Origin of the sequence: Kitasatospora sp. NPDC001539 (assembly GCF_040298565.1) — a bacterium.
Taxonomy (GTDB): Bacteria; Actinomycetota; Actinomycetes; order Streptomycetales; family Streptomycetaceae; genus Kitasatospora.
In genome coordinates this window covers 1-10,234 of record NZ_JBEPAK010000252.1, presented here as the reverse complement: position 1 = coordinate 10,234, position 10,234 = coordinate 1, and the positions used below count along the sequence as shown (strand labels likewise).

Sequence of the window (10,234 nt, the reverse complement as noted above, 5' to 3'; positions counted from 1 at the left end):
CCGCCCGCTCCGGCGGGCGGCCCGGTACCCGGGTGCCGTCGGATTCCCCAGCCGGAAGCCGAAACGCCGGAAGGCCCCCCGCTCTCGCGAAGGGCCTTCGGCTGTCTGTGCGCCGCCAGGGACTCGAACCCCGGACCCGCTGATTAAGAGTCAGCTGCTCTAACCAACTGAGCTAGCGGCGCCTGCTGACACGGAAACTGTAGCAGCGGCCCGCGGTCGAGCCAAAATCGAATATCCGCCCCGGCCGCCGCCTGTCTCCCGAGCCGCTGTCGCTCCCCGTTCACCTCCCGGTCACGAGGACCGGCTCCGTCGGGGCGGACGCGCCGGGCTCGCGCGCCGCCCGTACGCAGGCCCAGAGCACCACCGAGGCACCGGGCAGCCAGGGCTCCCGCTCCTCGGGGGCGACGATCCAGCGCCCCGAGCCCAGGCCCGGGGACTCCGGGCCGTGCACCATCCGTTGGAGCGGCGGCACCGTCACCGCGTCGCCCCTGCCGTGGCACAGCAGCGGCGGCACGTCCCGGGCCCACTCCTCCCAGGCCAGCAGCCGGCGCAGCCGGGGCGCCGCGCCGGGCTGGACGAACAGCAGGATGCGCCCCCGGTAACCCGCGACCGGCCCGCAGCCCGGGCCGGACGCCCACAGCTCGTCCAGCACCCGGCGGCCGAACAGCGCCGGCATGCTGATCACGTCGAAGGCGCGCCCGCAGGGCAGCACCGAGGGCGCCCACGGGCGGGAGTCCCAGAGGGCGCGCATGCTGCGCGGGTACTCGCTGGCGGAGGCGAGCCAGGCCTCCCCGGCCGCGCTGACGTACTCGACCGACTGATGCGTCCAGATGTCCACGCCCAGTAGCGTGCGCCGTGCACGCCCCCGGCGTGACGAAAAGCGCCGTTCGCCGGACAGGCCGACGGGACACGGCGTACCCTCCGCGCTGGCATATGCCAGGGACGCTCGTCAGTCCTCCTGGCGACGCGGCTGGAGCAGGCCGCGGCCGTACTCGATCATCTTGGCGGCGTAGTCGGGGGTCCAGTCCGCCCGCTCGGCGATCTCCGCGTCCGAGAGCGCGTCGAACCGGCGCGGGTCCGCCAGCTGCGCGGCGGCGACCGCCTGGAAGTCGGTGGCCCGCTCGGCGGCGGTCCGGAAGGCGAGGGCCAGTTCGGTGGAGCGGCGCAGCAGCTCCCCGGGGTCGTCGATGGACTCCAGGTCGAAGAATCGTTCCGGCTCCGGCTCGGCGGACTGCGGCTCGAACAGCAGCTGCACGGGGCGCAGCCGCCGCGTGGGCTCGGGCGCCTCGGCGGGGGAGTCGGGCATGGACGGACACCTCCGGGGTTTCGGTGAGGGAGGGGCGGGCGGACTGCTCCGGGCCGCGCCGCCCGGCTGTGGCCGTCGTCCATTGTCTCGCGGCGGCAGCCGGTAACGGAACGGTGCGCGTGCGGGCGCTATTCCCCGGCGCGCGCCGGGCGCGCGCCACGGGCGCCGCGCATCCACATCGCATCCGAATCGCATGCGAACCGGTTGGCCGGGTGTAGGAGTCACGCCACCCGACCGGAGTTCCCATGCACCTGCCGAAGACCCCGCCCGCCCGAGCCCTGTTCACCCCGGCCCTGGTCACCCCTGCCCTTTTCGCCCGGGCCGTGTCCGCCCGCACGCTGTCCGTCCGGGCCCTGTCCGGACGCGCCCGGCTCGCCCGGGTTCTGTCCGCCCGCGCTCTGCTCGCCGCCGCCGTACTCGCCCCGGTCGTCCCGGGGTCGGCGGCGGCGCCGGCCTTCGCCGCCGAGACGGCGAAGGTGGTCACCGGGCCGGCCAGCGCCCCTGGCGGCGTCTCGACCGCGACCTGCCCGGCCGGCACCCACCTCACCGGCGGCGGCTACCGGCTGCAGCCCGACGCGGACGGTCCGGTGCGCGCCAACGGCCCGACCGCCGACGCGACCGGCTGGAGCGCCCAGGCCGCGCACGGCTCGGTGGTGGCCTTCGCGGTGTGCGAGACCGAGGACTGACCGCGGCTACCGCAGGCGGACCCGGTGGCCGCCGAGGTGCTGGAGCACCTGGTGGTTGGCCTCCCAGCCGTCCGGGAAGGCCACCGGGACGCCCAACTGGACCGGCTCGGTGGAGGGGTGTTCGTCCAGCAGCTCGGCGATCCCGGCTCGGGCCACCACGATGCAGGCGTGCCGGTGCCGGGAGGCGAGCACGCAGAGCCGACCGGTCTCCAGGTGGAAGGCGGTCGCGTCCGGGCGCCCGGAGAGCGGGTGCAGCACCACCGTGACGTCGTACTCCCGGCCCTGCAGCCGGTTGGCGGTGTCCACGGTCACCGCCGGCCCGGCCGCGCCGTCCACCGGGACGCCCGCCCTGAGCAGGGCCGCCCGGACGGCCGCGGCCTGGTCGCGGTGCGCCGTGCCGACGGCGACCCGGTCCGCGGTGAGCGGGGCCCGGCCCTGCTCGGAGTGGGCCGTCAGCCCGCGCTCCAGCAGCCGCCGGACGGTGGCCGCGACGGCCGCCACCGCCTGCGGATCGGTCCGTACGGTGTGCCGGGCGGGCAGTTCCAGCAGCGCCCAGCCGTGCTCGGCGGCCCGGTCGATCACGGCGTCCAGCGCCGAGCCGTCGGGGCGGACGGCGGCGGTCAGCCGCCGGTCGTCCGGGCCGGTGCCGGAGCGGAACGGCGTGTACGGGTAGAACGCCCGGGAGATCAGCGGGGCCGCGCTCGCGGGCAGCCGCCAGGAGACCGGCAGCCGGTGCGGCTCGATCTGCGGGTTGTGTGCCAGCAGGGTGACCACGGCGCTGCCGGACGGGTCGTAGGACAGGCCCGCCCACTGCTCGGTGCCGACCACGGTGAACGGGTCCAGCTGGCCCGGATCGCCGACGAACAGCGCCCGCTCGAACAGCCGGGCCACCGCGAGGAGGGCGTCCGAGCGCATCTGGTACGCCTCGTCGACGATCGCGTGCCGCCACGGCGCCTCCGCCCGGACCCACTGCCACTTCGCGGAGGTGGAGATCACCACGTCCTGCCCGGCCAGGTCGGCGACCTTGTCGGAGGGCGTGACGTTGGCGTGCCGCAACACCTCCGGGCCCGGCGCCGAGTCCGCCGCGTGCAGTCGGCCGATCGTCAACTCCGGTGCCTTCTCGGCCAGTCGGCCGACCAGGTCGTCCACCTGGCCGTTGGTCTGGGCCACGATCATCAGCCGCTCGCCGGCCGCCACCAGCTCGCGGGCGGCCCGCACCACCAGCGTGGACTTCCCGGCTCCGGGCGGCGAGTCCACCACGACGCCGCGCGGGGCGCCGACCGCCGGGTGGACGGTGGCCGCCAGGATCCGGGCCACGGCGGCGTCGGCGGCGGCGCCCGGGGACTCGGCGCCCGGGGACTCGGCGCCCGGGGACCGCTCGGGGAGCGCCCCCGGGGTCTTGGCCTGGTCGGGGGTCGGTCCGGCCATCACTCCCACTCCTCGGAGGCGGTCGACGGGGCGGCTGAGGCTGCGGCGCCGGGCGGGCCGCCGTGGGTCCACGGGGTGTCGTCCGGCTCGGGCAGCGGAGCGGACTGGCGGACCGTCAGCTCGAACAGGGTGAAGGTGACCGGCTCGCCCGGCTCGGGCAGGCTGCCCGGTTCGGGCTCCTTCTTGCGGCCCATGCCGGACAGCACCCGCAGGGTGATGGTGCCCTCGGCGGGCTCGACCGCGACGATCTCGGCCCGCTGCGCGGACGGCCCGTGCACCCGGTGCACCTCCCGGCCGGGGTCCGCGTGCGGGCGGTCGGCGGTGCGCACGGTGACCAGCGGGCGGGGCTTGGGGGAGCGGCCGGAGGTGTCCCAGTCCGGCACCACCTCCGTCACCACCCCGCTGAACGCCTCACCGGCGAGCCGGTGCTCGGCCATCGCCAGCGGGTCGTCCAGCGCCTCCTGGACGTCCAGGCGCGCCTGCTCGCGCTCGCGCTGGGCGAGTTTGCGGGCGGCGGTGACGGCGTCGTCCTGCCGGGGCTGCGGGGGCTCACCGGCCGCCAGGCGGTCCCGGTGGCCGGTGTAGGACCAGCGGTCGCCGGTCCAGCGCTCCTCCAGGTGGCCGGCCGGCGGCAGGGCGCGCAGCAGGTCCAGACCCCGCCAGACGTCCCGCCAGGTGGGCAGCAGGGCGGCGCTCAGCACGTCCCGCAGCTGGTCGACGGCCGAGCGGACGGCCGCCCGGGCGCGCTCCGCGGCCACCTCGTCGTGCTGGTCCGCACCGTGCTGGAGGGCGGTGACGGCCGAGTCGTAGCGGGCGATCGCCGGGGCGAGCACGAACTCGTCGAAGCGCGGGTCGGTGGTCGGGCCGGCCGGCGGGTGCAGCAGCAGGCCGTGCTCGTCCCGGCCGGACTCGGCCAGCTCGGCCGCCTGCGCGCCGGTCAGATCGGGCGGCGGGTCGTGCCAGGCCAGCTGGGCGGCCAGGTGCTGGTCCTCCAGATGGCTCTGGCCGGTGGCCCAGTGCCGGGCGAGCAGGCCGGTCATCGGCAGCAGCAGGCTGGAGCCGGGCACCTGGGCGCGGTCGGTGAGGTGGGTGAGCCAGCGCCCGAGCAGCGGCACCCGCAGGGGCGCCGGGTACGGGCCCGGGTCGGCGTCCTCGGCGGTGCGGCGGAACCTGGTGGAGCGGCCGATCAGCGCGAGGTGGTGCACGCCCCCGCTGTTGGGGACGATCAGCTGCGGGGCGTCGCTGCACAGCTCGCGGAAGACCTGGGTCTTCTCGCCGGTCTCCGGGTCCTTCTCGGAGCCCTCGATCTGCTCGACGTCGTCGGCGAAGGACTCCAGGTACGGGAGCAGGTCGGCGGCCAGTTCGGCCAGGAAGTCGAACCGCAGGGCGCGGTTGAGCGGCTGGGGGACGAAGTGCAGCCGGGGCGCGTCCCGGTCGGTGCCCAGCATCACGGCCAACGGCGCGCCGGATTCGCCGGCGGCGGCCAACGGGACCAGCACCATCGGGCGCTCGGAGAGGTGCCGGTGCCGGACGGTGGCCAGCGGCTCGGCCCGCCCGCTGCGGACGGCCTCCAGCCGGGCGAGGGTGCTGAGCAGACTCATGCCGGGCCACCGAGTGCTTCCGCGCGCAGGGCGGCCGCGTAGGCGAGGCGCTCGGCCGCGTCGTGCTCGGCCGGGCCGTACTCGCCCGTGCCGTGCTCGCCCGTGCCGCGCTCGGCGGCGGTGTCGTCGCCGGGGCCGGGGGCCGCACCGGCGGTGCCCCTGCCGGAGGCTGCGGCCAGCGCCTCGGTGACCGTACGGATGCTGCCCAGCTCCCCGCGCACCCCCCGGCCGAGCTGCTCGACCCGGTCGTCGCAGCGGGCCCGGGCGCGGCAGTGGAAGCCGAGTTCGCAGGTGGAGAGGCAGTCCGGGCTGTACGCCGCGGGGACGGCCTCCACCGCGGCGGTCAGCTGCTCGGCGGTGCGGGCCGGGGTGCCGTCCTCGTCGGTGGCCAGGTCGAAGTCGGTGCCCGGCGGCAGGGTGTCCAGCAGCCGCTCGATGCCGGTCATCCGGCTCAGCTGGCGGTGGGTGACGGCCAGCTCGCGGCGGACGTCGACGGCGACGGCCGTCGGCCGGTTGCCGAAGTCCTTCGGGCAGACCAGCAGCACGGTGGTGCGGGGACTGCCCGGCAGCCGCTGCTCGGTGTACGGGTCGTCGGGCGGCGCCTGCCCGGCGGCCGCGGCGGCGGCCCGCTGCAGCGCCAGCACGTACACCGCGGCCTGGCGGGCCGCGGCGCCGACCTTCGCCGGGTCGGCGCCGCCGTCCAGTACCGGGAAGGACTTGATCTCGACCACCGTGCAGCGCCCGCCGTGCACCACCAGGGCGTCCGGCTCCAGGTAGGCGGTGCCGCCCGCGACCTCCAGGCGCAGCATCGGGTGGTCCAGCAGTGTCCAGGCCTGCGGCTCGGCCGCTGCCGCGGCCAGCGCCTGGGCCGTCCGGTCGGCGCGGACGGCCGGGCCGGAGCGGTGCAGCAGGTCGGGCACCGACAGCGGGGCGCGGTCGTCGGCCGGGACGCCGAGGTGGGCGCGCAGCGGCTCCAGCAGCGCCGAGTAGTCGTCCGCCTTCAGCCGGGACTCGAAGATCACGCCACGGGCGATCGCGAAGGGTGACTGGCCGAAGGGCGCGGGCCGGCCGAGCCGCGCGGCCAGCGCCGACTTGTCGACCCCGACCGCGTCCAGCACCGCGCGGCGGTGACAGCCCGGATTGGCGGCGAGCGCGGCGAGGGCGCGGGCGTTCAGACTGCGCTGGGGGGCCGGTCCGCGCAGCTCGGCGAGCCGCTGGGCGAGCGGCTCAGCGGGCCCGCTGAGCGGGACGTTCGTCGAGACGTTCATGGTGCGGCCCAGTGTCGCATCCGGGTCCGACAACGCGGGGCGGACCGGCGCGTTCCGGCCGGAAACGGTGCGCGGGGAGGGGGGCGGAGCGGTGCGTTGGGTGGTCGGGGCGGTGTGCGGGGGGCGGGGCGGTGTGCGGGGGTCGGGACGGCGCATCGTTGCTGCGGTCCGCCGCCGCGGGGTCGACTGCGGGTGCTAGCGGAGCTCCGCGGCTGCCGCGCGGAGTTCGTCGAAGGCGGCTCGGGTGAAGGTCGCCAGCTCGCCGGGGTCCTCGTCGCGGGCGGGGTCGGCCCACCGGGTGTACCCGAGCCTGAACGCGAGCACGCCGAGCCCGGCGGCCACCTGCGCCGTGGACTCCGGCACGCCCCGCCGCCCCAGCGCGTCGACCATGGCCGCGGCCATGCCGATGCTCTTCAGCGCGTCGCGCCGCTGCAACTCCTCGTTCGCCTCGATCGCCGCGTGCAGCAGCGGGCTGAGCTCGCGGTTGAACGAGGTCATCTCGCCCGAGGCGCGTTCCAGGCCGGCCGCGACGGCCGTCAGCGGTGTCGCGTCCGCTGGGGCGGCTTCGATGCCCTCGGCCAGCAGGCGGCTGAGCGTCGTCTGTCCCGCCGTGAGGATCTCCCGCTTGTCGGAGAAGTGGCGGAAGAAGGTGCTCCGGGTGAGCCCCGCGCGCTCGGAGATCTGCGTGACCGTCGTGTCGTCATAGCCCTGCTCGGCGAACAGGCTCAGCGCTGCCACGACCAGGCGCTGCCGGGCATCCGGTTTCCATCTCGGCATACGGCCATCCTAAGTGATGCGACATCCGTCCCATCGCGGTGTACGGTGATGGGACACCAGTCGCATCACTCCCCTGGAGCTTGCCATGCGCGTCTTCATCACCGGCGGAACGGGTCTGATCGGGTCCGCCGTCGTCGCAGAACTGCTCGACGCAGGCCATTCCGTCACCGCCCTCGCCCGTTCCGACGCCTCCGCGGCCCGCGCCGAAGCCGCGGGAGCCGACGTGCTCCGTGGCGGTCTCACCGACCTCGACGTGCTGCGGACCGGCGCGGATCGGGCGGACGGCGTCATCCACCTCGCCTTCAACCACGACTTCAGCTCGCCCGAGGCGCTCGCGCGCGCGATCGCCGAAGAAGGTGCCGCGCTCGCGGCGCTCGGTGACGCCCTCATCGGCACGGACCGCCCGCTCGTCACCGTGTCCGGCACGCCCCACGTGCCGGGGCGCGCCTCGACCGAGGAGGACCCGCTGCCCTTGGACGGGCCGGTCGGCGGACGCAGCACGTCGGTGAACCGCGCGCTCGCCCTCGCCGCGCAGGGCGTGCGCAGCTCGGCGGTGCGGCTGCCGCGCACCGTCCACAACCAGGGCCAGGGCGGATTCGCCGGACTGCTCACCGACATCGCCCGCCGCACCGGAGTCGCCGGCTACCCCGGAGACGGCGCGCAGCGCTGGCCCGCCGTCCACGCGCTCGACGCCGCCCGGCTGTTCCGTCTCGCGCTGGAGAAGGCCCCGGCCGGAACGGCGTGGCACGCCGTCGCCGACGAAGGCGACGCGGTACGCGACATCGCCGCGGTCATCGGGCGGCGGCTCGGCCTGCCGGTCCAGCCGGTCCCGCAGGACGGTTTCGGGCCCCTCGGCCCGATCTTCGCGACCGACCAGCCCGCGTCCAGCAGTCACACCCGCAGTGCCCTCGGCTGGGAGCCGACGCAGCCGAGCCTGCTCGACGACCTGGAGAACATCGGAGCCTGAGGGGACCGCCGGGTCGGCCGGCGCCCGACGGCAGGCCCGTACGCGCGTGAGTTCGTCCGTCCGCACTGCGCGTCCGCCCGAGGTCCCGCCCGCCCGGGTCCGGCTCGTCCGGGTACCGCCCGTCCGGGTCCGGTGCGTCCGGGTCCGGCCGGCCGTCGGGCGGGCTCCGGACGAGCCGATGCTCGGCAGTGGCGACCACCTCGGCCGACCACCGAAACCGCCGGTCACCGGGCCCGCCCTCGTGGCCGCCGCCCGGGTGGGGGATCATGGAGCCCGGTGCTCAAGGGTGAGACCGACCGTTGACCGCCCCGTTGCGAGGAGCCCTCCCATGCCCGCCCGAATCGTGCTGGTCCGCCACGGTGAGACCGAGTGGTCGGCCACCGGCCGCCACACCGGCCGCACCGACATCCCGCTGACCGAGCAGGGCCGCGCGATGGCCCGGGCGCTCGGCGCCCGACTCGCCAAGGCGCCCTGGAACGGGCTGCCGGGCGCGCTCGTCTACACCAGCCCGCTCGGCCGGGCCGAGGAGACCTGCGAACTGGCCGGTTTCGGGGACCGCGCGGTGGAGCGCCCCGAGCTGCTGGAGTGGGACTACGGCCAGTACGAGGGCCGCACCGGAGCGGACATCCGGGCCACCGACCACCCGGGCTGGCTGATCTGGCGCGACGGGGTGCCCGGCGGCGAGAAGCTCTCCGAGGTGGCCGCCCGGGTGGACTCCTTCCTCGCCGGCCTCAAGGACGAGCACGGCGTCCCGCAGCCGGACACCACCGTGATGCACTGCGCGGACCAGGACGTCATCGTGTTCGCGCACGGCCACCTCCTGCGCATCCTGACCGCCCGCTGGCTGGGTCTGCCGCCCGAGTTCGCCCAGCGGTTCAAGCTCGGGACGGCGGCGCTGTGCGTGCTGTCCTGGGAGTACGGCGCTCCGGCGGTCGAGGTGTGGAACGACCTGTCCCACCTGGAAGGACTCGGCTTCAAGCCGGGGCACTGACCCCGCCGGCCGGGATGGCGGGCCCGACCGGCCCGACCCGGCTGAGCCGGCTTGACCGGGTTCGGCCCACCGACCCGTCCGAGGCCACCCGCTCTGCCGAGCCCGCCGGGCCTCGGGTAGCCGGGTCCCGGGGCGCCGGACCCCCGGTCGCCAGGCTGCTGGTCGGCAGGCCCGGGCCCGCCGCCGCTCAGGCTGCCGCGGCCTGGTCGTAGCCGGCCAGGAAGCGGCGGACCTCGGGCACCCTGGCGTGCGGACGCAGCCGTCCCGCGGTGTCCGCCAGCATGCTGCGGATCCGGGCCGAGCGGACCTCGCCGAACAGGGCGACGGCGGCCGAGCCGTGGTGCGCCGCGCCCGCCAGGTCCCCCCGGCCGAGCCGGTCGTGGGCCAGCTCGGCGGTGTACAGCACCCGGTTGCGGACGAAGTGCGGCTCCTGCAGCGCTATGGCGAGCGCGGCCTGCTCGCTGGCGCGGTCCCAGTCGCCGAGCGCGGACCAGCACTGCGACTGCAGACCGGCGATCTCCGCCTCGCCGAAGAAGGTCATCCACTCCGGATCGGCCTCGCAGGGACCCCGGTCGAACAGCGTGTACGCCCGGACGAGCGCGCGTTCGCAGGCGGGGCGGTCCCGCAGCAGGGCCCAGGCGCCGGCCTCGCGCATCGCCAGCAGGGCGAGCAGCCGGTCGGAGTCCAGGTGCCGGGCGGCGGACTGCCCGGCCTGTGCGGCACGGAGTGCCTCGCGCGGGCGCCCGGCGTCCCGGGCGAGGAATGCGCTGTTGCAGAAGACGTGCGCCTCCAGGGCGGAGTCCCCGGCCATCCGGGCGGTGGCGAGCGCCTCCGCGTAGAACGAGCGGGCGTCCGCGAGCCGGTTCGAGTCGTGTGCCAACCAGCCCACCGAGATGGCCAGTTCGCCCGCTCCCGCCTGGAGCCTGCGCTCCGTCTCGGCGGTGTACTCGCCCTCGTTCAGCAGGACGTAGGCGGTCCGCAGCGACTGCCCGGCCATGTCGTACAGGGCGTCGGCGCCGTGGGCGTCGTCGGCCAGTCGGATCTCCCGGACGGCCCGTTCGACGCCGAGCACTTCGGCGGCGCCCACCTTGCGGGGCGGCGGGACCGGCCCGGGGCGGCCCGGCACCACCGGCTCCAGGCCGAGCAGCGCGGGTGCGGTGAACTCCGCACCCGGGACGGCACCTTGGCGGGCGGCCGGTCGGGAGCCGGC

At 76.2% G+C, this 10,234-nt stretch carries 10 protein-coding genes and 1 tRNA gene; 3 read left to right on the top strand and 8 right to left on the bottom strand.

Going from position 1 to position 10,234, the window contains the following annotated elements; all coding sequences use genetic code 11:
• Positions 1 to 108: 108 nt before the first annotated feature.
• The 3 genes from ABT247_RS27950 to ABT247_RS27940 all read right to left on the bottom strand — a co-directional run bounded on the left by ABT247_RS27950 (position 109) and on the right by ABT247_RS27940 (position 1,306).
• Positions 109 to 182, bottom strand: a tRNA-Lys gene (locus tag ABT247_RS27950).
• A gap of 98 nt (positions 183 to 280) precedes the next feature.
• Positions 281 to 838 carry a bifunctional DNA primase/polymerase gene (locus ABT247_RS27945; protein WP_350747678.1) on the bottom strand — a complete coding sequence of 186 codons (558 nt, stop codon included), beginning with the start codon at positions 836 to 838 and terminating at the stop codon, positions 281 to 283.
• Between the two features lie 111 nt (positions 839 to 949).
• A complete protein-coding gene (locus tag ABT247_RS27940) occupies positions 950 to 1,306 on the bottom strand; it encodes a DUF8844 domain-containing protein (protein WP_350747675.1) in 357 nt (118 codons plus the stop codon).
• A gap of 245 nt (positions 1,307 to 1,551) precedes the next feature.
• Here ABT247_RS27940 and ABT247_RS27935 point away from each other — a divergent pair, with 245 nt between their 5' ends.
• Complete coding sequence (locus tag ABT247_RS27935) at positions 1,552 to 1,992, top strand: hypothetical protein (protein ID WP_350747672.1); 441 nt, start codon at positions 1,552 to 1,554, stop codon at positions 1,990 to 1,992.
• A gap of 6 nt (positions 1,993 to 1,998) precedes the next feature.
• On the opposite strand, the gene ABT247_RS27930 is transcribed toward ABT247_RS27935, so the two are convergent.
• From ABT247_RS27930 to ABT247_RS27915, 4 genes are all read right to left on the bottom strand, one after another.
• A complete protein-coding gene (locus ABT247_RS27930; RefSeq protein ID WP_350747669.1) occupies positions 1,999 to 3,420 on the bottom strand; it encodes an AAA family ATPase in 1,422 nt (473 codons plus the stop codon).
• Positions 3,420 to 5,021 (bottom strand): ATP synthase subunit B family protein, encoded by a 1,602-nt coding sequence (locus ABT247_RS27925; RefSeq protein ID WP_350747666.1) that lies wholly within the window; start codon positions 5,019 to 5,021, stop codon positions 3,420 to 3,422. Before ABT247_RS27925 ends, ABT247_RS27930 begins: the two co-directional genes overlap by 1 nt.
• Entirely contained in the window at positions 5,018 to 6,289 is a 1,272-nt protein-coding gene (locus ABT247_RS27920; protein ID WP_350747663.1) for a hypothetical protein, read from the bottom strand. The genes ABT247_RS27925 and ABT247_RS27920 overlap by 4 nt, the downstream gene beginning before the upstream one ends.
• A gap of 195 nt (positions 6,290 to 6,484) precedes the next feature.
• Positions 6,485 to 7,066: a TetR/AcrR family transcriptional regulator gene (locus tag ABT247_RS27915; RefSeq protein WP_350747660.1), complete on the bottom strand. Its 582-nt coding sequence runs from the start codon at positions 7,064 to 7,066 to the stop codon at positions 6,485 to 6,487.
• Between the two features lie 85 nt (positions 7,067 to 7,151).
• On the opposite strand from ABT247_RS27915, the gene ABT247_RS27910 reads away from it, so the two are divergent.
• Together ABT247_RS27910 and ABT247_RS27905 are read left to right on the top strand one after the other, a co-directional pair.
• Positions 7,152 to 8,033 carry an SDR family oxidoreductase gene (locus tag ABT247_RS27910; RefSeq protein WP_350747657.1) on the top strand — a complete coding sequence of 294 codons (882 nt, stop codon included), beginning with the start codon at positions 7,152 to 7,154 and terminating at the stop codon, positions 8,031 to 8,033.
• A gap of 328 nt (positions 8,034 to 8,361) precedes the next feature.
• On the top strand, positions 8,362 to 9,024 hold the full coding sequence (locus ABT247_RS27905) for a histidine phosphatase family protein (protein ID WP_350747655.1): 663 nt from the start codon (positions 8,362 to 8,364) through the stop codon (positions 9,022 to 9,024).
• Between the two features lie 187 nt (positions 9,025 to 9,211).
• Here the strand turns inward: ABT247_RS27905 and ABT247_RS27900 are convergent.
• Positions 9,212 to 10,234 (bottom strand): NsdA family TPR-like regulatory protein (locus ABT247_RS27900; protein WP_350747653.1); only part of this gene is annotated, 1,023 nt, incomplete at its 5' end.